The sequence below is a fragment of the Amycolatopsis echigonensis genome, from assembly GCF_002846615.1.
Lineage (GTDB): Bacteria > Actinomycetota > Actinomycetes > Mycobacteriales > Pseudonocardiaceae > Amycolatopsis > Amycolatopsis echigonensis.
Genome location: NZ_PJMY01000003.1, coordinates 1,897,511 through 1,921,632 on the forward strand (window position 1 = coordinate 1,897,511; position 24,122 = coordinate 1,921,632).

Sequence of the window (24,122 nt, forward strand, 5' to 3'; positions counted from 1 at the left end):
TTTCCCTATGCAGTTCCACAAGTACGACGTGGTGATCGTCGGCGCGGGCGGCGCCGGCATGCGCGCGGCCATCGAGTCCGGTCAGCGCGCCCGCACCGCGGTCCTCACCAAGCTTTACCCGACCCGGTCCCACACCGGCGCGGCCCAGGGCGGCATGTGCGCCGCGCTGGCGAACGTCGAAGAGGACAACTGGGAATGGCACACCTTCGACACCGTCAAGGGCGGTGACTACCTGGTCGACCAGGACGCCGCGGAGATCATGGCCAAGGAGGCCATCGACGCCGTCCTCGACCTGGAGAAGATGGGCCTTCCGTTCAACCGGACACCCGAGGGCAAGATCGACCAGCGCCGGTTCGGCGGGCACACCCGCGACCACGGCAAGGCCGCGGTGCGCCGCGCCTGCTACGCCGCGGACCGCACCGGCCACATGATTCTCCAGACGCTGTACCAAAACTGCGTCAAGCACGGCACCGAGTTCTTCAACGAGTTCTACGTGCTCGACCTGGTCCTGTCCGAGGGCGAGGACGGCACCCCGGTCGCCTCCGGCGTGGTCGCCTACGAGCTGGCCACCGGCGAACTGCACGTGTTCCAGGCGAAGTCGATCGTGTTCGCCACCGGCGGCGCGGGCAAGATCTTCAAGACCACGTCGAACGCGCACACCCTCACCGGCGACGGCCTCGGCATCATCTTCCGCAAGGGCCTTCCGCTGGAGGACATGGAGTTCTTCCAGTTCCACCCGACCGGCCTCGCCGGACTGGGCATCCTGATCTCCGAGGCGGTGCGCGGCGAGGGCGGCATCCTCCGCAACGCCGACGGCGAGCGGTTCATGGAGCGCTACGCCCCCACCATCAAGGACCTCGCGCCGCGCGACATCGTCGCGCGGTCGATGGTCCAGGAGGTGCTGCAGGGCCGCGGCTGCGGGCCGAACAAGGACTACGTCGTCCTCGACGTGACGCACCTGCCGGTCGAGGTCCTCGAGACCAAGCTGCCGGACATCACCGAGTTCTCCCGCACCTACCTGGGCGTCGACCCGGTCAAGGAGCCGGTGCCGGTGTTCCCGACGTGCCACTACGTCATGGGCGGCATCCCGACGAACGTCCACGGCGAGGCGCTGCGCGACAACGAGCACGTCATCCCGGGCCTGTACGCCGCGGGCGAGGTCGCCTGCGTGTCGGTGCACGGTTCGAACCGGCTGGGCACGAACTCGCTGCTGGACATCAACGTGTTCGGCCGCCGCGCGGGCATCGCCGCCGCGGAGTACGCGCTGGCGCACGACCACGTCGAGCTTCCGGAGAACCCGACCGCACTGGTCGAGGACCAGCTGAAGCTGCTGCTGTCGGAGCACGGCGACGAGCGCGTCGCCGACATCCGCAAGGAAATGCAGCAGACGATGGACTCGCACGCTTCGGTGTACCGCACCGAGGACACGCTGAAGCAGGCGCTGACCGACATCCAGGCGCTCAAGGAGCGCTACCAGCGGATCACCGTGGCGGACAAGGGCAAGCGGTACAACACCGACCTGCTCGAGGCCGTCGAGCTCGGCTTCCTGCTCGAACTGGCCGAGGTCCTGGTCGTCGGCGCGATCGCGCGCAAGGAGTCCCGCGGCGGGCACGCCCGCGAGGACTACCCGAACCGCGACGACACGAACTTCATGCGGCACACCATGGCCTACAAGCAGGGCGAGGGGCTGTCGGCCGACATCCGGCTCGACTACAAGCCGGTCACCTTCACCCGCTACGAACCGATGGAGCGGAAGTACTGATGACGACGGCCACCCCTGAGGCGCCCTCCTCGAAGGCGTCCGACGAGCACACTCCGATCCAGGTCGCGCTGAAGATCCTGCGGTTCAACCCGGAGGTCGACTCCGAGCCGCACTGGGAGACCTACGACGTCCCGGCGCAGCCGACCGACCGCGTGCTGAACCTGCTGTTCTACGTCAAGGACTACATCGACGGCACGTTCTCCTTCCGCCGTTCGTGCGCGCACGGCGTGTGCGGTTCGGACGCGATGCAGATCAACGGGATCAACCGGCTGGCCTGCAAGGTGCTGCTGAAGGACCTGCTGGAGAAGAACGGCAAGAAAACCGAGATCACCATCGCCCCGATCAAGGGCCTGACGACGTTGAAGGACCTCTACGTCGACATGGACCCGTTCTTCGAGGCGTACCGGGCGATCAAGCCGTACCTGATCACCTACGGCAACGAGCCGACCCGCGAGCGGATCCAGTCCCAGGCCGACCGCAACCGGTTCGACGACACCACCAAGTGCATCCTGTGCGCCTGCTGCACGTCGTCCTGCCCGGTGTACTGGAACGACGGCTCGTACTTCGGCCCGGCGGCGATCGTGAACGCCCACCGCTTCATCTTCGACTCCCGCGACGAGGGCGCCGAGGAGCGGCTGGACATCCTGAACGACGGCGAAGGCGTGTGGCGCTGCCGCACGACGTTCAACTGCACCGACGCCTGCCCGCGCGGCATCCAGGTGACCAAAGCCATCCAGGAAGTAAAGCGCGCGCTCCTCTTCAAGCGCGTCTGATCTTCTGACGGTCCGTGAAGGGCTCCTTGAGGGAATCTAATTCCCTCAAGGAGCCCTTCACGGCTTTTGGCCGACGTATCCACAAGCCTTCGGGTTGTCCACAGATCCGCGCTGGGCGGCCTTCCGGCATCGCTGGGTGCGGCACATTCGTGAGATGCAGCGACAAGGCCGCTGGGCGAACGAACCCGACGTACTCTCGCAGTACAGCGTTCATCAGGTGATCCGAGCGAAGACGCTGGAATCACTGGACATGAACAGCAAAGTCATCTATCGGAAATGCCTGCCAGGGGGCCCGTGGCGACGGCTGTTGCCCGGAGTCATCCTCCTCCACAACAACGATCCGACACCGGATCAGCTCGTGCACGCCGCCCTGCTTTACGCCGGTGCCGCCGCGATCGTCACCGGCGAAGAAGCCTGCCGCCGATACGGGCTGCGCCTGAACGTTCCCGCCCCGAGCGAGCACCGGATCCATGTGCTGATCCCCCATCATCTCAAGAGGATCAGCACTGACTTCGTCACCGTCGAACGCACGAAACGGCTGCCTCGACCTTGGCTGCGCGCAGGTGTCCCTCTTGCGCCGCTGGCCAGAGCCACGACGGATTTCGTCCGTCGAATTCGGATCGTCAACGTCGTCGGGCAGGCCATGATCGAAGCAGTCCAACGAGGCGGCTGTACCCCGCAAGCACTCGCGGAAGAACTCGACCGCGGGACCAAGCGCGGTACGGCGCTTCCTCGGCGGCTCCTCTCCGAATGGGCCCGTGCCAGGTCGGTCGCCGAGGCTGAAGCCCAGAAACTGGCGAGGGCGCTCCCGCACCCGCCGACCCACCAGAACGAAGTGCTGTACGACCATGCTGGCGACTACGCGGGCCGCCCGGACTTCTGGTGGGACGACGTGGGGCTGGCGTGGGAAATCGATTCTCTGGATTTCCACTTCCGTTCAGCTGACTACGCACGGACGTTGCGCCGGAACAGTCGCTACGCCTCGCTGGGGATCGCAGTCGTCCAAACACTGCCGTCGAGGCTTCGCACCGAACCGAAGGCCGTTCTGGACGAGCTGCGCGCCGCCTATGCCACCGCGCTTACCCGGCCTCGCCCATCAGTTTCCGTGGGCGAACCGCCGTGACGCCCGCACAGCCCTGATGTCCGTGAAGGGCTCCTTGAGGGAATCTAATTCCCTCAAGGAGCCCTTCACGGACGTAGAACGGGTCAGTGAACCGCGTCGAGGGCGTTGACTAGGCCGTGCCCGTAGTACGAGTTGTTTTGCTTCGGCCCTTCGCACGCCGACACCTCGCAAGCCACCGGATCCGCCTCCGCGGTAAGCAAAGCCGTCAAAGCCCGCGGCGGTGCGTTCCGATGTGTGGAGGCCAGCAAAGCCGCAACCCCAGCCGCGTGCGGGGAAGCCATTGAAGTGCCGCACTTAGTGCCGTAAGCGCCGTTGAACACCGTCGACAGCGGGCAGCCCTCGCCCTGTCCAGAAGGCGGCAGCTGTGCGAAATCCCCGCCCGGCGCGGTGACCGTGACAGCGCCGTAGTTGGAGTAAGAAGACTTCGTGCCCGCGTAACCAACCGCGGACACCGTCACGACCCCGTCGATCGCCTTCGGCAGGATGCCGCACGAAGAGTCGATCCTGTGCGGGCGATTCGGGTCGACAGTCTGCGTCCGGACGTCGAAACCGGAGTTGCCCGCCGCAGCGACGTTCAGAGTCCCGCGCTGCGTCGAATAAGTCACGGCGCGCCGTACGGCCTCGTACGCGGCAGCGTCGCCAGCTTCGTTGCGGCAGTAGAACATCCCGGGGTCGATGTAGTAGCTGTTGTTCGTCACCTGGAAACCGTGCTGCGCGGCCCAAACAAAGCCACAGACAGCCGCCTCCGGGAAGATGTAGCCGTCGTCGTTCACGACCTTCACCGACGCCAGCCGCACGCCCGGCGCGATGCCGGTGAAGCCGCGCGCCGGGTCCTTGCCCGCGATGGTGCCGGCGACGTGTGTGCCGTGGTCGGAGTTCGTGGGTGCCCAAGCGGAAGCGTCCGGCGCGCCGGTGACGCAGCCGGTCGAGGACCGCGTGTCTACGGCGTGTGCGAGCGCGGGGTGTTTGGCGTCGATGCCGGAATCCAGCACGCCGACGGTGACCGACCGCGAACCGGGGTTGATCTTGTTCGCCTCCGGAGCGTGGATCACCCGCATGTCCCACTGCTGAGTCGACAAATCGCCACCGGCGGCGACGCTCTCCGTCCGCTCCAGCATCCCGATCGATGACCGAAGTCCGGCGCGCGCGGCGGCTTTCGCGGCGACGTCCTTGCCCGCCGAGTACGCCCGCTTCACGCCGATCCGGTCGGCGAAGTCCGCGTTGCGCGAGCTGGCGACCGCGACGCCGATCTCCGGGTAGTACGCGATCCGCTTGCCGCATTTGGCGGTCAGCTCCGCGTCGACCGAACGCTGCTTCTCGCCCGGCTGGTACAGCACGACGTAGCTGTACTGCTTGCTGGTGGTGTCACACGACGGCGCTGGCGCGGCAGACGCCGGCACGGCCACCGCGCCGACGGCGACCCCGGCCACCGCGACCGGAACGAGCAATCGACGTAAACGGGACATTGAGCCTCCATGGTCGCCTCGCCCGAAACTAAGGCAGCCCGGACGCGCCCGCTACCGACCAAAGGACCCATCAGGTGTTCGCGCGCTCCTTCGAGGTCGCCCGGATGCCGCGCCAGCCGAGCACCCCGATGGCGGTGCCGAGCACGAACGAAACCACCGTGAGAATCGCGTGCACGATGAAGTACCCAGTGGGGGAACCGTCGGCCGCCCACGACTGGCTGCTGGCCCACAGATTCTTCGCGAACGTGATCCAGATGATCCAGGACCAGATGCCGAAAGCGAACAAGGCCATCGCTGTACCTCGTGAAATACGCATGTCTCGAGTATGCCGCCGGGCCATCGGCGCTAGATTGCGTGGGTGCACCCTGCTTTCGCCCGGTCGCTGCGAGCGTTCGCCGCGCCACTCGCCGCAGCCCTCGTAGCCGTCGCCGCGCCCGTCGCCCTCGCCGCACCGGCGCTGGCGGAGCAATGCACAGAGCACGCCGCGCCGCCGGCTCCGGTGGACACGTCGGAGAAGCCGAAGCCGGGCCAGACCGTTCCGCCGCCGCTTCCGATGCCCGCCCAGCCGGTCGGCGGCGACCGCTTGGGCGGCTGCGGCCCGATCCTCCCGCCGGGTGCGCCCCCGCTGCCTCCGGGCGACACGTCGGCGTCGTGGGTGCTGCAGGATCTCGACACCGGGGCGATCGTCGCGGCGAAGGACCCGCACGCGCGGGAGCGGCCGGCGTCGCTGATCAAGACGCTGCTCGCGCTGGTCGTGGTCACCGAACTTAAGCCGGACCAGGTCATCATCCCGACGAAGGAGGACGCCGAGCAGGAATGCACCTGCGTCGGCATCACCGCGGGCGGGCACTACACGGTGGACCAGCTGCTGCACGGCCTGCTGATGCACTCGGGCAACGACGTCGCGCACGCCCTCGCGACGGCGCTGGGCGGCGCCGACACCGCGGTCGCCAAGATGAACGCGCTCGCCACCCGCATCGGTGCGACCGACACCCGTGCGGCGACCCCGTCCGGCCTCGACGGACCGGGCATGTCGACCTCGGCGTACGACCTGAGCCTGGTTTTCCACTACGCGATGAAGCAGCCGGAGTTCGCCAAGACGGTCGCGACGAAGACGTACGCGATCCCGGCCATCGACGGGAAACCGCCGATCCCGCTGATCAACGACAACAAGCTGCTCGGCGTGTACCCCGGTTTCCTCGGCGGGAAAACGGGTTTCACGGACGACGCGCGGCACACCTACGTCGGCGGTGCGGAACGCGACGGCCACCGCCTCGCGATCGTGCTGATGCGGGCCGAACAACGTCCGACCAAGGTGGTCGACCAGGCGGCGAAACTGCTCGACTACGGCTTCGCGCTGGAGAAGAGCGGCGCGCAGCCGGTCGGCCAGATCGCCTACCAGCCGCTGACCGCCGACGCCGCCCCGATGTCGGACAAGGAAGTCACCCCGGCGGGCTCGACGACCGCGGCGGCGCAGAAGCCGGACCCCTTCGGCACGACCGGCTGGGTGCTGACCCTGGTGGTGCTTGTGGTCATCGTGGCCGGGTTCGTCATCGCCTATCAGCGGAAGCGCAACGCCCGCGCGTAACGACCGGAAAAAAGGGCCTCCTTGATTCGCTCAAGGAGGCCCTTCGTCGTTGTGCGGTCAGCCCTTCCGTTTGCCGAGCCAGGCCAGCAGGGCGCCAGCGCTGAACGCGCCCGCCACGGAGCCGAGCCCCAGCCCCTGCTGCACGGTCACCCGCGGCTCCAGCAACACCGGAGCAGGCGGCTGGACCACGCGCCGCTGGTTCTCCCGCGCGGTCGCCGTCCACGCCGTCACCAGCAGCAGGAACCGCGACACCAGGTTCGCGAACACCAGCAACCCGATCACCGGCCCGAACAACGCGAACGACGGCGACTTCGTGACGCTCGCCAGGTACACCGTCGCGACCTTCTGCAGGATCACGAACCCGACGGAGGCGAAAATCGCGCCCTTGACCGCGCTGCGCAACGCGACGTGCTCCCGCGGCAGCCGGGCGATCACCCACAGGAACACCAGCGTGTTGGCGATCAGGCCGAGCACGATCGTCGCGATCTGCAGCAGGACCTTCGCCCACTGCTGGCCTTCCAGACCGACCAGCTTCAGCAGCAGCTCGCCGACGCCGCTGCCCGCCGCGGTCAGCGCGAACGACACGACCAGCGCCAGCCCGAGCCCGATCAGCGACAGCAGATCCTTGATCGTCTTGCTGACGAACTGCTCCGTCTTCTTCTCCTGGCCCCACTGCGCGGTGAGTGCGTCGCGGAGGTTGGCCATCCAGCCGACGCCGGAGTAGAGCGCCAGCAGCAGCCCGAAGACCCCGATGCCGCTGCCGGACTTCAGCGCCGCGTCGGTGATCTGTTTGACCAGGCCGCGCAGGCCCTCCGGGACCGAACTGTCGATCCCGTGCGTCAGCTGGGCGATCACCGCGTCGTTGTGCCCGAACACCATGCCGACGATCGCGAACGCCACCATGAAGATCGGGAACACCGACAGCACGCTGAAGTACGTGATCGCCGCCGCGTAATGGTTGCCGTAGTTTTCGTTGAAGGAGTCGTTGGCGCGGATCAGGTGATCCAGCCACGGGTATTTCCGCCGCAGCCGGGGCAGCAGCTTTTCCTTGTCACCGGTCTCTTTCGCCACTGGAAAACGCTAACCACGCCAACCCGGCCCCGCAACGCGAGCGTCGCCGAACGGTTACTGCTCGTGGAAGGCGGAGATCATCTTCTGCGCGGCGGGCACCAGCAGCCGGGTCGCGTCCGCCCCGCTGATGCCGTTCGGAGCGGCGCTGTGGTCGGCCAGGTAGAGCTTGAACACGAAGCGGCCCTTGCGGAACAGCACCTCGCCGTTGGTCTCGCCCTTGCTGCGCACCTGCGCCTCGTCTCCGACCTGCGCGGGCACGGACTGGCCGTCGTTCGGCGCGGACGCGACATAGCCCTTCGCCGCGTCGTCGCTGAGGAAGCTGAGCGCGGTCAGGTGCAGCGCGCGCCGGTCGATGCCGTTGTCGTGCCCGGTGCCGCGTTCGCAGTCGATCTGCACGTAATTGTGCTGGGTGCTGTTGGCCATGATCATGTCGCCGACCGCGGTGCCCGGCGATTCGGCAACCATCGGCGAAGCGTCCGTGCCGATCGCCGGGGTCACCGCGTCCGGCGTGAGCATCGGGCAGGGCTGCGCGACCGATTTCGGGAACGCCGCGCTGTCGTAGCCGATGATGTTCGCCCCGGCCGGAGAGTTCACCTGCTTCGCGAAGTTCTCCGCGATCTTCTTGCCGAGGTCCTGCAGCTTCGCGGCGTTCTTGTCCGCTTTCAGCTCGAAGTCGAAGTCGACCAGCGTGTCTCCCAGAACCAGCACGGCGTCCCCGGAAGCGTCCGACGGGCTGTCCGTCTTACGGCGCTTCGAGAAGACCTTCACCGGGCCGACAGTCAGGCTGGGATCCCCGTCGTCGAGGTAGGGCTTGGTGTCCACGGTCGGCACGTACGCCGGCTGGGACACCGCGACCGCCAGCTCCTCGTGCGTCTGGTTGCCCTGGTTGTCTTGCAGGGTGTACACACAGTGGTTCACGCCCGAGGTCAGCGCCTGGGCGTAGGTGAGTTCGGACGACCGCAGCGGTCCCGAACCGTCGCCAACCAGGTAGCGGCGCTCGAAGGCGGCCCCGTTCGCGTCCGGCCGCGAGTCGATCTGGATCCCGAGCGCGGAAAGGTCCGCGACGGTGAGCACGTTGCAGGCCTGGATCACCGGCTTGCCGCCGATCTGCACCGCTTGCGGGTTCGCTTGTTCCTTGATCGGAGCGGGGTCCGGGTACTGCGAGTTCGCATAACCCGGCCGTTGCACGGTCTGGCCGTCGCCGTTCGGGTCCTTCGCCTTCTCGCTGCCCGATCCGGACATTCCGCTGCACGACGCGACCAGCACCAGCGTCGCGACGCCGATCGGCCACAAACCAGTCTTCAGTTTCACGGTTGTGCTCCCCCCCCCACAGGATTTTCGTGATGTGCGCCCGCTCAGCCGGCGGGCAGGAACCCGATCCGCTCGTAAACCGATGCGAGCGTCTTGGCGGCGACCTCGCGCGCCTGGTGCGCCCCCGCGGCGAGGATCCGGTCCAGCTCGGCAACATCGTCCAAATAGGACTGAACGCGTTCCTGCAGCGGCGTGACCCAGTCGACGAGCACCTCGGCGAGGTCCTTCTTGAGATCGCCGTAGCCCTTGCCCTCGTAGGCGGTTTCGAGGTCGGCGACGGTGCAGTCGGTCAGCGCGGAGTAGATCGTGAGCAGGTTGGAGACGCCCGCCTTCTCCTCGCGGTCGAACCGGACCTCGCGGCCGGTGTCGGTGACCGCGGAACGGATCTTCTTCGCCGAGCGCTTCGGGTCCTCGAGCAGTTCGATGAGGCCGTTGCCGGTCGCCGCCGACTTGCTCATCTTCGCCGTCGGTTCCTGCAGGTCGTAGATCTTCGCGGTGTCCTTGACGATGAAGGGCTCCGGCATCACGAACGTCTTGCCGAACCGGCTGTTGAACCGCTGCGCGAGGTTGCGGGTCAGCTCGAGGTGCTGCCGCTGGTCCTCGCCGACCGGCACCGCGTTCGTCTGGTAGAGCAGGATGTCCGCGGCCATCAGCACCGGGTAGGTGAACAGGCCGACGCTCGCGTGGTCGCTGCCCTGCTTGGCGGCCTTGTCCTTGAACTGGGTCATCCGCCCGGCCTCGCCGAAGCCGGTCTGGCATTCGAGGACCCAGCTCAGCTGAGCGTGCTCGGGCACGTGGCTCTGCACGAACAGCGCGCTGCGGGCCGGGTCGACCCCGATGGCGAGCAGCTGCGCGGCCGAACGCCGCGTCCGCTCCAGCAGCACCTTGGGGTCCTGCTCGACGGTGATCGCGTGCAGGTCGACGACGCAGTAGAAGGTCTCGTGGGTGTCCTGCAGCCGCACCCACTGGCGCAGGGCGCCGAGGTAGTTGCCGAGGTGGAAGGAGTCGGCAGTGGGCTGAATCCCGGAAAGCACCCGCAGGCGACCGTTCTGTTCGTCAGACACGCCCGAGATTCTTTCAGGCTGGACAGGAGGCGCTGCCGCGGGCCCGGCGGTTCGCGGCCCGGACGGGCAGACGGGACGTTTCGGCGCGCTCCGCCCGGGTATCTGCCTGCGGGAAGGAGTTCAAGCGCAGGCGGCCAGAGGAAAGGAGTCAGGAACTGCACAGCGGACTGACGCCCCGCGCCCGGGAGATCTCGACTGCCGGAGAACCCGCCAGGCTGACTAGGACTGCCGCAGGTTCAGTGCGGCCGGGACCGGTTCCAGCGGCCGGGTCGGCTCCTCGTCCAGAGCACCTGCCGCGGCCACTGCCTCGATCTCCTTCGCGCGCGCCTTGCGTCGCTGCCGGACGACGCCCAGCGCCATCCCGATGACGCCGAAGCCCACCGCGACCAACCCGACCGGCCCGAGCATCCCGAAACCGGTCGACGTCGTCTCCGCTTGGACGACCCCGTTGTCGGCGAACGCCGTCGCGCCCGTTCCGACGACCGCGATCAGGATCGTCGCCAGCACCGCCAGGACCCGCCCCGCCGGCGCCAGGGAACGGCGGGAGCCGGCCGCCACAGCACCGCGACCGTCGCGAGCCGGAGTCCGTTCGGCCGCCCTCGTCGCGGACACCCCCGATGGGGTGACGGACGAGCGCAGCGCTGGACGGCCAAGAGCCAGCGTGGACCGTGTCACGAACCGGCCTGGGTTGCGCACCGGAGTGCCTCCCGCGAGGTGACTGTCTGAGCGAGCGTCTCACCCGTACGGATGAGTTCTCGTCGTGCTACTGGTCAGAAAACTACCGAGCGTGTCAAGACCTGTCGGATCTGATCAACTCGGACGCCGAGGCTAGCGCCCACTCGGGGAGTAACCGAGGGCACCCCTGCCCTCTCGGCGTCGTCGGTGGTCAGCGCCGTGCGCCCTCCGCGGGACCACGCACAGTGTGCTCAACCCCGGCGAAACCGGACGGAATCACCCCTCAGAACAGACCAGAACTACCCACAGCAGGTTATTCATCCACTCGTCACCAGCAGGACAACCCGGCTCAGCCCGGGAACGGCACGTCGTACGTCGCGGTGACCGGCGCGTGGTCCGACCAGCGCTGGTCGTAGGACTCCGCCCGTTCGACCACCACCGACTTCACCTTCTCCGCGAGGCCGGGCGTCGCCAGCTGGCAGTCGATGCGCCAGCCTGAGTCGTTGTCGAACGCCTTGCCCCGGTAGGACCACCACGTGTACGGGCCCGGCCCCTCGGGGTCGAGCCGGCGCTGGACGTCGGAGTAGCCCGCCTCGTAGACCCGGCCCATCCACTCGCGCTCCTCCGGCAGGAAGCCGGAGTTCTTCTGGTTGCCGCGCCAGTTCTTGAGGTCGACGGTGTCGTACGCGATGTTCCAGTCGCCCACCACGACGACCTCCCGGCCTTCCGCGGCCGCCTTCGCGCGCAACTCGACCAGATACGGCAGGAACGCGGCCATGAAGCGTTCCTTCTCGTCCTGGCGCTCTGTGCCGACGTCGCCGCTCGGCAGGTACAGGCTCGCCACCACCACGCCGGGCAGGTGCATTTCCAGGTACCGCCCGCTGTCCTCGAACTCGGGCTCGCCGAACCCGGTCCGCACCTCGTCCGGTTCGACGCGGCTGTACAGGGAAACCCCGTTGCGCCCCTTCGCGGCCGAGGGCGCGTGCGCGGCGAACCATCCCTCCGGCGCGACGACGGACGCGGGCAGCTGCGCGGCCTCGGCCCGCACTTCCTGGCACGCGACGACATCCGCCTCAGTGGCGGCCAGCCACTCGACGAAGCCCTTCTTGACGGCGGCCCGAAGGCCATTGACATTGACAGTGGAGACGATCAGCACCCCGCGCACGCTACCCGCCGGGTCCGACAATTTTCCGGGCACGGCCGGGTCCGGCGAGGACCAGAATGGCCGCCATGCCTCGCTTGACCGTCCTCGGCAGCTGCGGCGCCTGGCCGGAAGCCGGTCGCGCCTGCGCCGGATTCCTCCTGTCCCACGAGGACTTCCACGTCGCGCTCGACCTCGGTTACGGAGCCGCCCCGCAGCTCTTCCGGCACGTCCCCGCCGACCGGCTCGACGCGATCGTCGTGACGCACGAGCATCCCGATCACCTCGCGGACGTCAGCGCACTCGGCCGAGCCCGGCACTACACCACCGACCGCAAGCTCCCGATGCACTGCACCCGCGGCACCGTGCGCCGGCTCGCCGCGATGGAGCCCAACCCGGCCCCCGCCGAGATCTTCGACCTCCACGACCTCGGCCCGGAGACCGACCTCGGCCCGTTCCGGCTCGCCGCCGCGCTCCTGCCGCACCACGTGCCGAATTACGGAGTCCGGTTCACCACTCCCGGTACACCCTCGCCTACACCGGCGACACCGGTCCCGCTCCGCAACTGACCGACCTGGCCCGCGACGCCGACGTCCTCATCTGCGAAGCCACCCTGCAAGGCGCGCCACCAGACAGCCCCCGTCACCTGATGACCGCCGCGGAAGCAGGACAGCTCGCCGCCTCGGCGAATGTCGCGACGTTGCTGCTCACGCATTTCTGGCCGGGTTCCGATCGAGCAGTTTCGGTGGCCGAAGCTCGCACCGAGTTCTCCGGGGAAGTGCTCGCCGCGGAAGAAGGACTCATGCTGAATCACGCATAATCGCGCTTTCGGCGCCTCAAACGCGATCAATGTTCACGCTGAACGCTTTAGCCCCGACACCACCCAGCGCAAAGAGCAAACCGAATCGGGGGTAGGTGTCGTAAAAGCTTCCGGCAATCGCGAGCATCCCGATCCGTACGGCGGCATCGGTTCAACCGACCGGGCGAATTCCGGGTTGGACAACCGAGGCCGTCCCACCCCACGAGACGAAGCTGCGACTAATCGCGCGAGCTAATGCACACCCATCCGAACGTGCCCGGTCCACGTTCAGGTCCCCACGCGAACCCAAGCCCGGCATGCCACTCCGCGCAGACCGACCGCACCGCAACCGAACGCTCAGGGCCTCAGTGCGGCCACCCGAACCCAAGCCCGGCAAGGCCAGCAGCCCGAACGCTCCGCGCCACAGTGAGGTTTTCTCAGCAGCGCGATGTGCTGCGGGTTCGCCGTTCGCGATGGCGGCCACGGCCGGAGCACCGACTGGAACGAGCCAGGCCCGCATGACTCGCTCCCACGGAAGTCTATGAGGACCCTGGCATCGCGCACAGGGCTGGTCGGCAGAACGAGACCAGCGCACTGCCGAGAAACCCTCAGCCAGGTTCCCGTACTCACCGGACTCAGCACTTGGCCCCGGACACCGGCGTCACGAAGCTGTCCGCGACCCACTTGCCGTCGGCGATCTTCCGGAACCCGTTCTGCACCACGGGTTGTGCGTCGAATTCCGCGCCGCGCAAGTACTTCCCGACGACTTTGCCGTTCCCCGCCGCGGTTTCCCGCGCGTTGAGCACGTCCGCGGTCACCGAGACCTTGCAGCCGGTCGGGGATCCCTGCGCGTCGGCCTGGCCTTTCTGACCGAGCGCGTAGATGACCACAACCGCCGCGACGACTCCGATAATCATCAGTGTCTTCTTGGGCAAACCCAGAATCACGGCCGCTCCTCAGTCGCGAAAACCCCTTGTCCAGAGTAGGCAGTCCGCCCGTGCCCGAACAGGTTCTCGCTCCCATTCCACCCGGAGGTGCCAATCCAGTCATCAGCACAACACGAAGAGTGACAAAAAAGAAGGGCACCTCGGAAGACTCCTCCGAGGTGCCCTTCTCTTAAACGGCTAAAGAAAGATCAGCCCTGCGCGATCTTCTTGGCCAGGTTCTCGTCCAGCGTCGCGAGGAACTCCTCGGTCGTCTGCCATTCCTGGTCCTTGCCGACCAGCAGCGCGAGGTCCTTGGTCATCTTGCCGCCCTCGACGGTGTCGACGACGACCTGCTCCAGCTTGTTCGCGAAGCCGATCAGCTCGGAGTTGCCGTCCAGCTTGCCGCGGTGCTCGAGGCCCCGGGTCCACGCGTAGATCGAGGCGATCGGGTTCGTGGAGGTCGGCTTGCCCTGCTGGTGCTGGCGGTAGTGCCGGGTGACCGTGCCGTGCGCGGCCTCGGCCTCGACCGTCTTGCCGTCCGGCGTGCGCAGCACCGAGGTCATCAGGCCGAGCGAACCGAAGCCCTGCGCGACGGTGTCGGACTGGACGTCGCCGTCGTAGTTCTTGCACGCCCAGACGTAGCCGCCCTCCCACTTGAGCGACGCGGCGACCATGTCGTCGATCAGCCGGTGCTCGTAGGTGATGCCCTTGGCGTCGAAGTCGGCCTTGAACTCGGTCTCGAAGATCTCCTGGAACACGTCCTTGAACATGCCGTCGTAGGCCTTGAGGATCGTGTTCTTGGTCGACAGGTAGACCGGGTACTCGCGGTCGAGGCCGTACTGCAGCGACGCGCGCGCGAAGTCCTCGATCGACTTGCGGAAGTTGAACATCCCCATCGCGACGCCGCCGCCCTCGGGGAAGTTCGCGACCTGGAACTCCATCGGCTCGGAGCCGTCTTCGGGGGTGTAGGTCATCGTCAGGGTGCCCGGGCCGGGGACCTTGAAGTTGGTGGCCTTGTACTGGTCGCCGTGCGCGTGGCGGCCGATGATGATCGGCTTGGTCCAGCCGGGTACCAGCCGGGGCACGTTGCGCATGACGATCGGCTCGCGGAAGATCACGCCGCCGAGGATGTTGCGGATGGTGCCGTTCGGGGACACCCACATCTTCTTGAGGCCGAACTCCTCCACGCGCGCCTCGTCGGGCGTGATCGTGGCGCATTTGACGCCGACGCCGTGCTGCTTGATGGCGTTGGCGGCGTCGACGGTGATCTGGTCGTCGGTGCGGTCCCGCTCCTCGATGCCCAGGTCGTAGTAGTCCAGGTTGACGTCCAGGTACGGGTGGATCAGCTTGTCCTTGATGAACTGCCAGATAATGCGGGTCATCTCGTCGCCGTCGAGTTCGACAACGGTGCCCTGGACCTTGATCTTGGCCATGAGCAGCGGTGCTCCTTCCGCGGATCTTCGCGTTCGCTTCTTCGCTCTCCGATAGCGGTACAAGCGTACTGCTTAACAGAGCTGGATGGTTCCAGAAGTGGTCGGAATCAAGTCTCTACCACCCTTGACCCGGCCTTCCGACCGGGCGCTGTCCGGCCCGCCCGGCCGTGGGGGAACCGGACGAGTCCGGCGATCATCCCATCGCGCAACCACCGCCTGGGAGGTCACCGTCCTGTCGTACCCCACGCCCTGCCTCGCCCAATCAGCGACGGACAGCCGCGCTCGGCGCTTGGTCGTCGGCCTGGCCGATCGTCGGCGGGGTGCCCTGGGGCGTGCTGCCCGGGGCGGCCACGCTCGTGTCGCCGCGGACGGGAATCGACCTGCTGCGCCTGTTGCCGGGCGACGAGCTGGCGGCCGGATTCGGCGGGCGGCTGGTTCCTCGGCGCCGGATTCCTGCTGGTCGGCACGGGCCTCGCGGCGACGCTAGCGCGACAGCGCAGGTAGCGGCAGCGCGGTGCCGGCCCGGTGAGACTATTTGCAGATGGGATTGTTCACCGTAGCCGAGGCCCGCGCCGAACTCGCCCGGCTGCTTCCCGTGCTCGCCGAGCTGATCCGGGTCCGCGCCGACGCCGCCGAACTCGCCGCGTCCCTGCGTCCGGGCGGGCGGGACACGAGCCTCGGCGGCCTGCCGGAGTGGAAGGCCGCGCAGGCGCGGCTGGACGACCTGATGACCGCGATCCAGGCGACCGGGGCGGAGCTGAAGGGGTTCGCCCCGCTGCTGGTGGACTTCCCGGCCTCGCTCGACGGCGACGACGTGCTGCTCTGCTGGCTCGAAGGCGACCGCGAACTGTCCTGGTACCACCGGGCCGACCTCGGTTTCGCCGGCCGTCGCCGCTTGCCCGAATAATCACTGGTCAAGCGCACTACGGTGGCTGGGTGAGCACACTTTTCGACGCCGACGCGGCGGGATACGACGAGGACACCTTCCACCCGTATGTGGCCGAGCAGCTGATCAGCGGCCTCCCCCAGAAGCCCGGCCTGCTGGTCGATGTCGCCGCGGGCACCGGCGCCGCGGCCTTCGCGGCACTGCGGCTGGAACCGGCCGCGGTGTTCGCGATCGACCTCTCCCCCGCGATGATCGAGATCGCCCGAGCCAAGGCCGCCGACCGCGACCCGTCCGGCCGCATCACCTGGCACGTCGGGTCCGCGGTCCCGCTGCCGATCGGAGACGGCGAAGCCGACGCGGTCGTCTGCGCGTCCGCACTGCACTTCCTCGGCCCGAGCGCCTTGACCGACTGGCGGCGAGTGCTGCGTCCGGGCGGCAAGCTGGCGTTCAGCGTGGTGTCGTCGGAACGCTTCAAGCCGGGCGGCAAGTTCGCCGAGGTGATCCCGCGAGACCTGCGCATCCCGGGCACCCTCGACGAAGCCGCCGCGCTGGCCACCGACGCCGGGTTCAGCTCGGCGAAGGCACAGCACGTGACGCTCGATCAGGGCGACCGGGTACGGCAGGTTTTCGCGGTGTTCGCGGAGGCTTAACGGTGGAAGTGCGCTTCGCCGCGGGTCACTGCGGCGGAGCAGCGCAGGACAAAGGTGACGTCGAGGTCGGTCACCGCTCCGTCGGCCGCGCGGGTCAGGCGGGAAACGGTGTAGTCGGCCGTCGCTCCTGGGGCGGCGCAGGCACCCGTGCCGCCCGCCCGGGTTCCGCGAAACGCGATGAAGCCGGGCGTCGCGAGCTGGGGCGAGTTCTGCTGCCGGACAGCGGCGTTCGAGTAAGTCCCCTCGTGCAGCTGCTGTCCGGCAGGCGCGCTGAGTTCCCGCCGGGCCCAATCCCAGCCGTCGGGCGACTCGGCGTCCACCTTCACCGCGCCGCCGTACTCCCATGCCGTGACCGCGTCGGCGGTCCACGAAGCACTGCCTTCAAACGGATATGCGCCTTCGTCCGAGGTGTAGCCGAACCCGACCGTCGGGTCCGCGTGCGCGACCGATGCGGTGCCGAACGCGATACCCGCGGCAGCGACGACCGCCAAGGTTTCCGCATGATTTCCCTCCCCTGGGCTGCTTCCGATCTCGGCAGGATTCCTGGCCCTGCGGCGAAAACCCCCCGTTCAGTCGTGCAGCCGAGCGCCCTTGAGGATCTTGTCCACCGCGTTCTTCGGCCCGTGCACAGCCATCCCCGCCAACGCCAGTTTCTCCCTCGGCACCGCCCGCACCGCCGCGCGATTGTCGACGTCATTGCCGGTCTGGAACAGTTCATCGGTGAAGATCGAGAACCGCAGACCCCGCGTGAGCGCGCGGCTGTGCGCCAGCGCGAGCGTCTCGGCGGAGCCGGAGAACACGAGTACCGGCTGGCGGAACATCGGCAGGTACTCGGTGTCGTCGGCGTCGAGGTAGGGCTCGCCGATCAACTCGGGCGTCGTGTGGGCCACGCCGCTCACCAGGAACGCCGTGACGTTCAGCCGTTGCCACGAGGCCAAGTCGTCCCGCAGCAGCACGGCGATCTTCGTGTCGAATCGGTTCATGCGCGACAGCATCGGCTCGGCGCCGCGCACGGGTCTTGTACGTTTTGAACATGACGGTGTCGGCCTGGCGTCCTTCGGTGCCCGGAATCGCCGAGGCGTTCCATGCCCGGTTCACCGACCACGCCTACCCCGCGCACACGCACGACACCTGGACGCTGCTGATCGTCGACGACGGTGCCATCAGCTACGACCTCGACCGCCATCATCACGGCGCGCTAGGCACCGCTGTCACGCTGCTGCCGCCGAACGTCGCACACGATGGGCGCGCCGCGACCAGCTACGGCTTCCGCAAGCGCGTGCTCTACCTCGACGCCGACGTCCTCGGCGAAGACCTGATCGGGGCCGCCGTCGACCAGCCGAGCCTGGCGGATCCATTGCTGCGCACCAGGATCCACCAGCTGCACCAGTCGCTCGCCGAACCGCTGGAAGCCGAAAGCCGCCTCGCGCTGGTCGCCCAGCGACTCCGTAGCCACTTCGGCCGCCCGACGAGCACGCCGCCCGACCGCGGCCTGGCCGACGACCTGCGCGACCTCCTGGACGAGCGCCTCCCCGATTCCCTGACTCTGGCCGACGCCTCCGAGGTACTGGGTGCGCACCCCGTCCACCTGGTCCGCGCCTTCGGCCGCCGCTTCGGACTGCCGCCGCACCGGTACGTCACCGGCCGCCGCGTCGACCACGCCCGCCGCCTCCTGCTCGACGGCACCCCGCCCGCCGCCGTCGCGACCACGGCGGGGTTCACCGACCAGGCGCACCTGACCCGGCACTTCCGCCGCTACCTCGGCACCACCCCGGCCCGCTTCGCACGCGGCTGACCGGGCGGTTTGTGCGAAGATGGCCCCATGCTGCGCGAACTGCACCTGACCGGCGACCCGGCGGCCGACAAGCTGCTCAACGACGACCCGTTCGCCCTGCTCACCGGCATGCTCCTGGACCAGCAGTACCCGATGGAGCACGCCTTCGCGGGCCCGCGGAAGATCGCCGACCGGATGGACGGCTTCGACCTGCGCAAGATCGCCGCGACGGACGTCGACAAGTTCGTCGAGATGTGCGTGGTGCCGCCGGCCATCCACCGCTACGGCGGCTCGATGGCGCGCCGGGTGCACGCGCTCGCGCTGCACATCATCGAGAACTACGACGGCCGCACCGAGGGCATCTGGCTCGACGGACGCCCCAAACCGGACGGCCAGGAAGTGCTGAAGCGGCTCAAGGCACTGCCCGGTTTCGGCGAGCAGAAGGCGAAGATCTTCCTGGCGCTGCTGGGCAAACAGCGCGGAGTGGCCCCGAAGGGCTGGCGAGAAGCCGCCGGTGCCTACGGCGACCGCGGCTCGCGTCGGTCCATCGCGGACGTGACGGACGCCAAGACGCTCGGCGAGGTGCGCGCGTTCAAGAAGGCCGCGAAGGCCGCCGCCAAGGCGAACTGACTCAGCCTCGCGCGAACCACACCACGTCCGGTTCTCCGCGCGGCACCGGAATCTCCACCACGTCCACCTCGGCGAACCGCTCCCGCAACCGAGCCGTGAACCCCGGTGCCGCGCCCGCGCTCCACACCGCCAGCACCCCGCCCGGACGCAGCAGTTGCGACAATCGCTCCAGACCGGAAGCCGCGTACAGCGAGGCATTCCCTTCGGTGACCGTCCACTCTGGACCGTTGTCGATGTCCAGGCACAGCGCGTCGAACGTCTCGCTCGTCGTCCGCAGCCACTCCAGCAGATCCGCCTCGACCACCGTCACTCGCGGATCGTCCAAGGCCGCGCCGTGGACTTCACGCAGCGGACCAGTCCGGTTCCAGGCGATCACCGCTGGCTCGCGCTCCACGACCACCACGGAACCGACCGCACGGTGATCCAGCGCGGCACGCAGCGAGAACCCGACGCCGAGGCCGCCGATCAGCATCCGCGCGCCGGGCGCGAGCCGGTCGGCCGCTCCGGTCACGAGCAGCCGTTCCGACTCGCCATTGCGGGTGTCCATCAGGAACACGCCGTTTTCGATCACCTCGAACTCGGTGCCGTCGCGCCGCAGCACCAGTTCGCCCCCGTGCCCGGGCACGGTTTCCAGTACCTCCGCCACGTCCGGCAGCTTCTCAGACCGCGACCTCCTCGCGGACCTCAACCCGCTTGCGCGCGCCCCAGAAGAACAAGACCACGAGCATCGCCGCGGCGGCGAGGACCGCGGCGACCTCCGGCAGGACGGTCGGTCCGGCCGAGGTCAGCACCGCACCGCCGACGACGCCGGACAGCCCGACGCCGAGGTAGATCGCCGACGCGTTGAGCGACAGCGCGAGACCGGCGTGCCCCGGCGACAATTCGATGAGCCGGTGCTGCAGCGGCGGGCTGAACGACCAGTTCGCCAAGCCCCACACGAACAGCGTGATCCCGGCCCCGACGACGGTCGTCGCGGTGAACGGCAGCAGCACCATCACGACGGTGAACCCGACGAGGATGATCAGCAGCGGCTTGCGTGGTCCCCACTTGTCCGCCGCACGGCCCCCGGCGAAGTTGCCGATCGCGCCGCCGATGCCGTAGCAGAAGAGCAGCACCGTGATCGTTCCGCCGGAGACACCGGCCGTAGCGGACAGGACCGGCGACACCAGCGTGTAGACCATGAACGCGGCCAGGCAAGCGAGCGTCGTGGTGACGAGCAACGCGACCACCCGCTTGTCCCGCGCCACCGCGAACCGCTCGGCGAGCCCGACGACTGGCGGCGGAGCGACCTTCGGCAACGCGACCTGCACGCCGATCGCGCCGAGCAGCGAGAGGATGCCGACGAACAGGAACGCGCCCTCGTAGCCGAACTGCTGGGAGATCACGCTGCCGAGCGGCACGCCGAAGATCAGTGCGATGGTGAGCCCGCCGAATACCAGGGAAACGGCTCGCCCGCGACGTTCCGGCGTGGTCAGTTCAGCGGCGACGGCGGTGGCAGCCGGGGTGTAGACGGCAGCCCCGACCGCCGTGACGACCCGTGCGATCAGCAGCGTGGTGTACCCCGGCGCGACGGCCGCGAAGACGTTCCCGACCGCGGCCACCGCGAGGGCGGCGACCAGCAGCGTGCGCCGCTCCCACCGGCCGGTGGCGGCGGCGAACAACGGCGAGCCCACCGCGTACGCGATGGCGAACGACGTGACGAGCTGCGCCGCGGCCGTCGCGGAGATGTGCAGCTCAGAGGTCAGCGCCGGCAACAACCCGGCCACGATGTAGCCGCTGGTGCCGACGCCGAAGGCCCCGAACGCGAGCACCGAGTTCCGGGCCGCCGCCGAGGACGAGACGCTGGACATGAGTCCCCCAATGAGACCTGAACGGATAGTTCGACGAACGTCGTAGTTCGATGATGACCGTACACGCACCCACCGACAAATTCGAGAACCGTCGTACTATGGACGCATGCCCGCTCACGCCTCCCTCCCTCCGCTCGCCTACCCCGAGCGCGACGAGATCACCGTCGAAGCAGTGCTCCGCGCGCTGGCCGACCCGGTGCGGCTGGCGATGGTCCGGCAGCTGGCGAACTCCGAAACCGAGATCTCGTGCAACGGTTTCGAGGTGCCGGTGACCAAGTCCACACTCAGCCATCACCTCGCGACCCTGCGCCAGGCCGGAGTGATCGCCGGCCGCCAGGAAGGCACGACCCGGTACAACTCGTTGCGCCGCAACGATCTCGACGCACTCTTCCCCGGCCTGCTCGACGGCGTGCTGGCCGCGCCGCGCTGAGCGGTCGCACTACGTGGCGGTCCTCACCCGAATACCGGGATGACAAGCCCGCCCTCCATCGGTTCAACTAGAGCGAGACAGCACGACGACGTCGGGGCTGTCTAGTTTTTTGCCCTCGTTCTAAAGCGCTTCAGAAGCCTGCTGGCCAGGCGCTGAGCAATCGATTTCTTGAGGAAGGGAGAGCCGTGCCCGTCGCGTTGCTCGCGCTCGCCGTCGGTGCCTTCGGCATCGGGACCACCGAGTTCGTGATGATGGGTGTGCTGCCTCTGACCGCCGCGGACTTCCACATCGACATCCCGTCCGCGGGCTACTTCATCTCCGCCTACGCGCTCGGCGTGGTGATCGGCGCGCCGCTGCTCACCGCGCTGGCCGTCCGGTTGCCGCGCAAAACCATGCTGCTGGCGATGATGGGCCTGTTCACGGTCGGCAACGCGCTGTTCGCGCTCTCGCCGAACCAGGACTTCGGCATCGCGTTCCGGTTCCTCGCCGGCCTGCCGCACGGCGCGTTCTTCGGCGCGGGCGCGGTCGTCGCGTCCAGCCTCGCGCAGCCGGGCCAGCGCGCGAAGGCCGTGTCGATGATGTTCATGGGACTGACGCTGGCGAACGTCATCGGCGTTCCGCTCGGCACGCTGCTCGGTCAGCAGGTCGGCTGGCGCGCGACGTTCGGCGTCGTCGCGGTGATCGGCCTGCTCGCGATCGCCGCGATCGCGAAACTGGTGCCGCACCAGGGCCGCCCGGCCGACCCGTCGATCCGCGGCGAACTCGGCGCGTTCCGCCGCCCGCAGGTGTGGCTGGCGCTGGCGATCGTGATGTTCGGTCTCGGCGGCGTGTTCGCCTGCATGTCCTACATCGCGCCGATGCTGACCGACGTCGCCGGATACTCGCCCGCCAACGTCACGGTGCTGCTTTCGCTGGCCGGGGTCGGCATGACGATCGGCAACTACCTCGGCGGACGGCTCGCGGACAAGGCACTGATGCCGAGCCTGTACGTCGCGCTGCTCGCGCTGGCCACCGTGCTCGCGATCTTCACCGTGACCGCGCAGGGCAAGGTCGGCGCGGCTGTCACGATCTTCTTCGTGGGCGTCGCGGGCTTCATGATCGGCCCGATGATGCAGGCGCGGATCATGGAGAAGGCGGGCGGCACGCCGTCGCTGGTCTCGGCCGCGGTGCAGTCGGCGTTCAACATCGCCAACTCGATCGGCGCGTACCTCGGCGGCCTGGTCATCGCGGGCGGCCTCGGTCTGCTGGCCCCGAACTGGGTCGGCGCGCTGCTGGCCGTGCTCGGCGTGTCGATCGCCGCGGTGTCCGGATTGCTGGACCGGCGCGAGGCACGGGTCCAGAAGGAACTCGCGCTCGCGTCCTGACGGCTGCTCAGGAGGAGGCGTCGAACGGTCCGCCGACGATCGTCAGCGAGATGTAGAGCACCGCGGCGCACAACGCGCCGTAGGTGAGGATGTCGACGGCCTTGCCGCGAATCGCGAGCAGCCCGGCGCGCTCCTCCGGCAGCACCGCGCGCAGCACCCCGGCCACGAACAGGGCCACGCCGACCAGCACCGCGCCCTCGCGCCAGTGGTACTGGACAGCGCGCACCACGGCCGCGGCCAGCAGCAGCAGGATCACCGCGAACGGCGCGTGAACGAGCCAGGGGCGATCGCCGCGGTGCCGTTGCCCGGTCATCGCCATCAGCGCGCGGCCGCGCGTTCCGCAGCCTCGACCACGTTGGTCACCAGCATCGCCCGCGTCATCGGGCCCACGCCGCCGGGGTTCGGCGACAGCCAGCCGGCCACCTCGGCGACCGCCGGGTCGACGTCGCCGGTGAGCTTGCCGTCGACGTGCGAAACGCCGACGTCCAGCACTGCGGCACCGGGTTTGACCATGTCCGGTTTGATGATCCCCGGCACGCCCGCCGCGGCGATCACGATGTCCGCGCGGCGCACTTCGGCGGCGAGGTCACGGGTGCCGGTGTGGCAGAGCGTGACGGTGGAGTTTTCGCTGCGCCGGGTGAGCAGCAAGCCGAGCGTGCGGCCGACGGTGATGCCGCGGCCGACGACGGTGACCTGCGCGCCGTTCAGCTCGACGCCGTGCCGCTTGAGCAGCTCGATGATCCCGTACGGGGTGCACGGCAGCGCGCCTGGTTCGCCGAGCACGAGCCGGCCGAGGCTGATCGGCGCGAGGCCGTCGGCGTCCTTCTCCGGGTCGATGCGCTCCAGGACGCGGTTCGCGTCGAGGTGCTTCGGCAGCGGCAGCTGGACGAGGTAGCCGTGGCAGGCCGGATCGGCGTTCAGCTCGTCGATGACGGCCTCGAGCTTCTCCTGCGAGATGTCCGCGGGCAGGTCGCGGCGGATCGAGTTGACGCCGATCTTCGCGCTGTCCGCGTGCTTCATCTTCACGTAGGAGTGGGAACCGGGGTCGTCGCCGACCAGCACCGTGCCCAGCCCAGGGGTGATCCCCTTCTCCGCGAGCGCGGCCACCCTCGGGCGCAGCTCTGCGAAAATGGCGTTCTTCGTGGCCTTGCCGTCGAGAATCTTCGCCGTCACGGCGGCCATTGTCGCAGAGCCGCCGGAGGCTGCCGGTCAGGAGTGGGTTCTGCACTCTGTGTGCCCGCGACACCACCCGATCGGCCCGCGCGTCTTACGTCGAATCAGCCGTCCCGGGTCTTAAACTGGAGACGCTCCACCGCATCACCCACCCGGGCGTGTGACCCGTGCCATATCGCGTCCGCCGAGGTCAGCGCGCTCGTCCACCGGCCCGAGGGTGGCAAAAGCCCTAT

At 68.4% G+C, this 24,122-nt stretch carries 25 protein-coding genes and 1 pseudogene; 11 read left to right on the forward strand and 15 right to left on the reverse strand.

From position 1 onward, the window contains the following. Positions 1 to 7 precede the first annotated feature (7 nt). The 3 genes from sdhA to ATK30_RS13500 all read left to right on the forward strand — a co-directional run bounded on the left by sdhA (position 8) and on the right by ATK30_RS13500 (position 3,658). Positions 8 to 1,762, forward strand: a complete 1,755-nt coding sequence (gene sdhA / locus ATK30_RS13490) for a succinate dehydrogenase flavoprotein subunit (protein ID WP_101435903.1) — start codon at positions 8 to 10, stop codon at positions 1,760 to 1,762. After that, positions 1,762 to 2,535 carry a succinate dehydrogenase iron-sulfur subunit gene (locus ATK30_RS13495; RefSeq protein ID WP_101435904.1) on the forward strand — a complete coding sequence of 258 codons (774 nt, stop codon included), beginning with the start codon at positions 1,762 to 1,764 and terminating at the stop codon, positions 2,533 to 2,535. The genes sdhA and ATK30_RS13495 overlap by 1 nt, the downstream gene beginning before the upstream one ends. A 154-nt stretch (positions 2,536 to 2,689) precedes the next feature. Beyond that, entirely contained in the window at positions 2,690 to 3,658 is a 969-nt protein-coding gene (locus tag ATK30_RS13500) for a hypothetical protein (protein ID WP_244194605.1), read from the forward strand. A gap of 83 nt (positions 3,659 to 3,741) precedes the next feature. Here the strand turns inward: ATK30_RS13500 and ATK30_RS13505 are convergent, their stop codons facing one another. After that, on the reverse strand, positions 3,742 to 5,124 hold the full coding sequence (locus tag ATK30_RS13505; protein ID WP_101435905.1) for a S8 family peptidase: 1,383 nt from the start codon (positions 5,122 to 5,124) through the stop codon (positions 3,742 to 3,744). Between the two features lie 70 nt (positions 5,125 to 5,194). Further along, positions 5,195 to 5,440 (reverse strand): SCO4848 family membrane protein, encoded by a 246-nt coding sequence (locus tag ATK30_RS13510; RefSeq protein WP_101435906.1) that lies wholly within the window; start codon positions 5,438 to 5,440, stop codon positions 5,195 to 5,197. 42 nt (positions 5,441 to 5,482) lie between these two features. On the opposite strand from ATK30_RS13510, the gene ATK30_RS13515 reads away from it, so the two are divergent. Next, positions 5,483 to 6,712: a D-alanyl-D-alanine carboxypeptidase family protein gene (locus ATK30_RS13515; protein ID WP_101435907.1), complete on the forward strand. Its 1,230-nt coding sequence runs from the start codon at positions 5,483 to 5,485 to the stop codon at positions 6,710 to 6,712. Positions 6,713 to 6,769: 57 nt separating this feature from the next. On the opposite strand, the gene yhjD is transcribed toward ATK30_RS13515, so the two are convergent. From yhjD to ATK30_RS13540, 5 genes are all read right to left on the reverse strand, one after another. Then, positions 6,770 to 7,783 (reverse strand): inner membrane protein YhjD, encoded by a 1,014-nt coding sequence (gene yhjD / locus ATK30_RS13520; protein WP_101435908.1) that lies wholly within the window; start codon positions 7,781 to 7,783, stop codon positions 6,770 to 6,772. A 54-nt stretch (positions 7,784 to 7,837) separates the two neighbouring features. Next, on the reverse strand, positions 7,838 to 9,094 hold the full coding sequence (locus tag ATK30_RS13525; RefSeq protein ID WP_101435909.1) for a hypothetical protein: 1,257 nt from the start codon (positions 9,092 to 9,094) through the stop codon (positions 7,838 to 7,840). A 44-nt stretch (positions 9,095 to 9,138) separates the two neighbouring features. Beyond that, complete coding sequence (trpS, locus tag ATK30_RS13530; protein WP_101435910.1) at positions 9,139 to 10,158, reverse strand: tryptophan--tRNA ligase; 1,020 nt, start codon at positions 10,156 to 10,158, stop codon at positions 9,139 to 9,141. 219 nt (positions 10,159 to 10,377) lie between these two features. Next, positions 10,378 to 10,665 (reverse strand): hypothetical protein, encoded by a 288-nt coding sequence (locus tag ATK30_RS46140; protein ID WP_341867344.1) that lies wholly within the window; start codon positions 10,663 to 10,665, stop codon positions 10,378 to 10,380. A gap of 517 nt (positions 10,666 to 11,182) precedes the next feature. After that, the gene (locus tag ATK30_RS13540) at positions 11,183 to 11,998 is read right to left on the reverse strand and encodes an exodeoxyribonuclease III (RefSeq protein ID WP_101435912.1); all 816 of its coding nucleotides are present in this window, start codon (positions 11,996 to 11,998) and stop codon (positions 11,183 to 11,185) included. 65 nt (positions 11,999 to 12,063) lie between these two features. Here ATK30_RS13540 and ATK30_RS13545 point away from each other — a divergent pair. Beyond that, positions 12,064 to 12,794: pseudogene (locus ATK30_RS13545) on the forward strand (MBL fold metallo-hydrolase). 614 nt (positions 12,795 to 13,408) lie between these two features. On the opposite strand, the gene ATK30_RS13550 reads toward ATK30_RS13545, so the two are convergent. Together ATK30_RS13550 and ATK30_RS13555 are read right to left on the reverse strand one after the other, a co-directional pair. Continuing rightward, complete coding sequence (locus tag ATK30_RS13550; RefSeq protein ID WP_183124582.1) at positions 13,409 to 13,690, reverse strand: SH3 domain-containing protein; 282 nt, start codon at positions 13,688 to 13,690, stop codon at positions 13,409 to 13,411. A gap of 218 nt (positions 13,691 to 13,908) precedes the next feature. After that, on the reverse strand, positions 13,909 to 15,132 hold the full coding sequence (locus tag ATK30_RS13555) for an NADP-dependent isocitrate dehydrogenase (RefSeq protein WP_101435914.1): 1,224 nt from the start codon (positions 15,130 to 15,132) through the stop codon (positions 13,909 to 13,911). Between the two features lie 541 nt (positions 15,133 to 15,673). Here ATK30_RS13555 and ATK30_RS13560 point away from each other — a divergent pair. Together ATK30_RS13560 and ATK30_RS13565 are read left to right on the forward strand one after the other, a co-directional pair. After that, entirely contained in the window at positions 15,674 to 16,039 is a 366-nt protein-coding gene (locus ATK30_RS13560) for a DUF2203 domain-containing protein (RefSeq protein WP_101435915.1), read from the forward strand. A 29-nt stretch (positions 16,040 to 16,068) separates the two neighbouring features. Then, complete coding sequence (locus ATK30_RS13565; RefSeq protein WP_101435916.1) at positions 16,069 to 16,668, forward strand: class I SAM-dependent methyltransferase; 600 nt, start codon at positions 16,069 to 16,071, stop codon at positions 16,666 to 16,668. On the opposite strand, the gene ATK30_RS13570 is transcribed toward ATK30_RS13565, so the two are convergent. Continuing rightward, positions 16,665 to 17,159, reverse strand: a complete 495-nt coding sequence (locus ATK30_RS13570) for a hypothetical protein (RefSeq protein WP_101435917.1) — start codon at positions 17,157 to 17,159, stop codon at positions 16,665 to 16,667. The two genes, ATK30_RS13565 and ATK30_RS13570, sit on opposite strands and share 4 nt — an antisense overlap. Before the next feature lie 78 nt (positions 17,160 to 17,237). Then, positions 17,238 to 17,651: a DUF2000 domain-containing protein gene (locus tag ATK30_RS13575; protein WP_101440809.1), complete on the reverse strand. Its 414-nt coding sequence runs from the start codon at positions 17,649 to 17,651 to the stop codon at positions 17,238 to 17,240. A 50-nt stretch (positions 17,652 to 17,701) separates the two neighbouring features. Here ATK30_RS13575 and ATK30_RS13580 point away from each other — a divergent pair, with 50 nt between their 5' ends. Both ATK30_RS13580 and ATK30_RS13585 read left to right on the forward strand, forming a co-directional pair. After that, positions 17,702 to 18,463, forward strand: coding sequence for an AraC family transcriptional regulator (locus ATK30_RS13580; RefSeq protein WP_101435918.1), 762 nt, complete (start codon positions 17,702 to 17,704; stop codon positions 18,461 to 18,463). A gap of 27 nt (positions 18,464 to 18,490) precedes the next feature. Further along, on the forward strand, positions 18,491 to 19,072 hold the full coding sequence (locus ATK30_RS13585; RefSeq protein ID WP_101435919.1) for an HhH-GPD-type base excision DNA repair protein: 582 nt from the start codon (positions 18,491 to 18,493) through the stop codon (positions 19,070 to 19,072). A gap of 1 nt (position 19,073) precedes the next feature. Here the strand turns inward: ATK30_RS13585 and ATK30_RS13590 are convergent, their stop codons facing one another. Then, positions 19,074 to 19,718 (reverse strand): spermine/spermidine synthase domain-containing protein, encoded by a 645-nt coding sequence (locus ATK30_RS13590; protein ID WP_101435920.1) that lies wholly within the window; start codon positions 19,716 to 19,718, stop codon positions 19,074 to 19,076. A 13-nt stretch (positions 19,719 to 19,731) separates the two neighbouring features. Continuing rightward, positions 19,732 to 20,922 (reverse strand): MFS transporter, encoded by a 1,191-nt coding sequence (locus tag ATK30_RS13595; RefSeq protein WP_101435921.1) that lies wholly within the window; start codon positions 20,920 to 20,922, stop codon positions 19,732 to 19,734. A 106-nt stretch (positions 20,923 to 21,028) separates the two neighbouring features. Between ATK30_RS13595 and ATK30_RS13600 the strand changes: the two genes are divergently transcribed. Both ATK30_RS13600 and ATK30_RS13605 read left to right on the forward strand, forming a co-directional pair. Beyond that, entirely contained in the window at positions 21,029 to 21,352 is a 324-nt protein-coding gene (locus ATK30_RS13600; RefSeq protein ID WP_101435922.1) for an ArsR/SmtB family transcription factor, read from the forward strand. Between the two features lie 185 nt (positions 21,353 to 21,537). Next, positions 21,538 to 22,716 carry an MFS transporter gene (locus ATK30_RS13605; RefSeq protein ID WP_101435923.1) on the forward strand — a complete coding sequence of 393 codons (1,179 nt, stop codon included), beginning with the start codon at positions 21,538 to 21,540 and terminating at the stop codon, positions 22,714 to 22,716. 7 nt (positions 22,717 to 22,723) lie between these two features. Here ATK30_RS13605 and ATK30_RS13610 read toward each other — a convergent pair whose 3' ends face one another. Both ATK30_RS13610 and ATK30_RS13615 read right to left on the reverse strand, forming a co-directional pair. Next, the gene (locus tag ATK30_RS13610) at positions 22,724 to 23,035 is read right to left on the reverse strand and encodes a DUF3017 domain-containing protein (protein ID WP_101435924.1); all 312 of its coding nucleotides are present in this window, start codon (positions 23,033 to 23,035) and stop codon (positions 22,724 to 22,726) included. Continuing rightward, positions 23,035 to 23,889, reverse strand: coding sequence for a bifunctional methylenetetrahydrofolate dehydrogenase/methenyltetrahydrofolate cyclohydrolase (locus tag ATK30_RS13615; RefSeq protein ID WP_037356515.1), 855 nt, complete (start codon positions 23,887 to 23,889; stop codon positions 23,035 to 23,037). The genes ATK30_RS13610 and ATK30_RS13615 overlap by 1 nt, the downstream gene beginning before the upstream one ends. Between the last annotated feature and the right edge of the window lie 233 nt (positions 23,890 to 24,122).

What these genes read in the sequence shown, in the direction of transcription:
- sdhA (WP_101435903.1), top strand. Translation starts at nt 8, where the DNA reads ATGCAGTTCCACAAGTACGACGTGGTGATCGTCGGCGCGGGCGGCGCC.
- ATK30_RS13495 (WP_101435904.1), top strand. Translation starts at nt 1,762, where the DNA reads ATGACGACGGCCACCCCTGAGGCGCCCTCCTCGAAGGCGTCCGACGAG.
- ATK30_RS13500 (WP_244194605.1), top strand. Translation starts at nt 2,690, where the DNA reads ATGCAGCGACAAGGCCGCTGGGCGAACGAACCCGACGTACTCTCGCAG.
- ATK30_RS13505 (WP_101435905.1), bottom strand. Translation starts at nt 5,124, where the DNA reads ATGTCCCGTTTACGTCGATTGCTCGTTCCGGTCGCGGTGGCCGGGGTC.
- ATK30_RS13510 (WP_101435906.1), bottom strand. Translation starts at nt 5,440, where the DNA reads ATGCGTATTTCACGAGGTACAGCGATGGCCTTGTTCGCTTTCGGCATC.
- ATK30_RS13550 (WP_183124582.1), bottom strand. Translation starts at nt 13,690, where the DNA reads ATGATTATCGGAGTCGTCGCGGCGGTTGTGGTCATCTACGCGCTCGGT.
- ATK30_RS13555 (WP_101435914.1), bottom strand. Translation starts at nt 15,132, where the DNA reads ATGGCCAAGATCAAGGTCCAGGGCACCGTTGTCGAACTCGACGGCGAC.
- ATK30_RS13560 (WP_101435915.1), top strand. Translation starts at nt 15,674, where the DNA reads ATGGGATTGTTCACCGTAGCCGAGGCCCGCGCCGAACTCGCCCGGCTG.
- ATK30_RS13575 (WP_101440809.1), bottom strand. Translation starts at nt 17,651, where the DNA reads ATGAACCGATTCGACACGAAGATCGCCGTGCTGCTGCGGGACGACTTG.
- ATK30_RS13580 (WP_101435918.1), top strand. Translation starts at nt 17,702, where the DNA reads ATGACGGTGTCGGCCTGGCGTCCTTCGGTGCCCGGAATCGCCGAGGCG.
- ATK30_RS13585 (WP_101435919.1), top strand. Translation starts at nt 18,491, where the DNA reads ATGCTGCGCGAACTGCACCTGACCGGCGACCCGGCGGCCGACAAGCTG.
- ATK30_RS13595 (WP_101435921.1), bottom strand. Translation starts at nt 20,922, where the DNA reads ATGTCCAGCGTCTCGTCCTCGGCGGCGGCCCGGAACTCGGTGCTCGCG.
- ATK30_RS13600 (WP_101435922.1), top strand. Translation starts at nt 21,029, where the DNA reads ATGCCCGCTCACGCCTCCCTCCCTCCGCTCGCCTACCCCGAGCGCGAC.
- ATK30_RS13610 (WP_101435924.1), bottom strand. Translation starts at nt 23,035, where the DNA reads ATGGCGATGACCGGGCAACGGCACCGCGGCGATCGCCCCTGGCTCGTT.